The 1,070-nt window shown below is 77.1% G+C and carries 1 protein-coding gene; it reads left to right on the top strand.

Annotated features, from left to right (window positions below):
* The coding region (locus GA0115240_RS14810) for a glycosyltransferase family 39 protein (protein ID WP_176725083.1) at positions 1-1,070 on the top strand (1,070 nt) is incomplete at both ends.

Here is a 1,070-nt window from a genome sequence, read left to right as displayed (position 1 = left end):
CCCGCGCCGCCGAGCCGGGCGCGGCGCCCCGACCGCCTGGACCCGGCGGCCCGCCGTCCAGGCCGTGCTGCTGCTCGCCCTGTCCGGCGCGGCCCGCGCGCCCTCCTTCCGCCGGCCGTTCTGGAGCCCCGACGAGGGCTACCTGGCCACGGAGGCGGACGCGCTGCGGCACGGCGGCCGGATGTACGGCGACGTGGTCGACCGCAAACCGCCCCTGCTCCCCTGGCTCTACGAGGGATGCGCGGCCATCGCCGGGCCGGACGCCCTGCGGCTGGTACGCCTGCTCGCGGTGGCCGCGCTCGCCCTGACCGCGGTGGTCACCGCCCGGCTCGCGGCACGGATGATCGGCGACTGGGCCGCGCTGCCGGCCGGCGCACTCACCGTGGCGGCGTCCACCGCGCTGCCCCCGCCGGACGCCATGGCCGCCACCTTCGAGATCTTCATGCTCCCGGCCACCGCGCTGGCGCTGTACTGCGGAGTGCGGCGCAGCTACCTCGCCGCCGGACTGGCGGTGGGCATCGCCACGTTGACCAAGCAGGTCGGACTCGCTCCGCTGCTGCCGCTGGCCCTGCAGGTGCTGGCCGGTCGTCGCCGGCTGCGCGAGGGCGCGGCACTGGCCGCAGGCGTCGCGGCGCCGCTGGTGATCTGCGCCCTCGCCCTGGGCGTACGACCCTTCGTCTTCTGGGTGTTCGCGTCCTCCGGGTCGTACGCGGGCGCGCCGCCGGACGCCACCGCGGTGCTCACCCACGCCGCCACGAACCTGCTGCTCCTGCTCACCGCCTTCGCGCCGTTCGTGCTCCTCGTGGCACCGGCGATCCGGCGGGACGCGCCGTGGTGGACGCACCGCGGACGCCGCGCGACTCGGCGCCCATCAGTCCCGCACGAAGACGCCCGCCCAACCGCACCCGGCACCGGCCGTACGATCGGGTCGTGGCTGCTCGCCTCGGCCGCCGGCGTCACGGTCGGCTACCACTTCTACGGCCACTACTTCCTGCAACTCGTCCCGCCCGCCGCCCTGCTGGCGCTCCGGGCGGTGGACGCCGCCTGCCACGGCGCCGCCACCCGGCGCC

The organism is Streptomyces sp. DvalAA-14, assembly GCF_900091855.1.
Lineage (GTDB): Bacteria > Actinomycetota > Actinomycetes > Streptomycetales > Streptomycetaceae > Actinacidiphila.
Note: the sequence above shows the minus strand (reverse complement) of the source record. Positions and strands in the feature narration are given on the sequence as shown.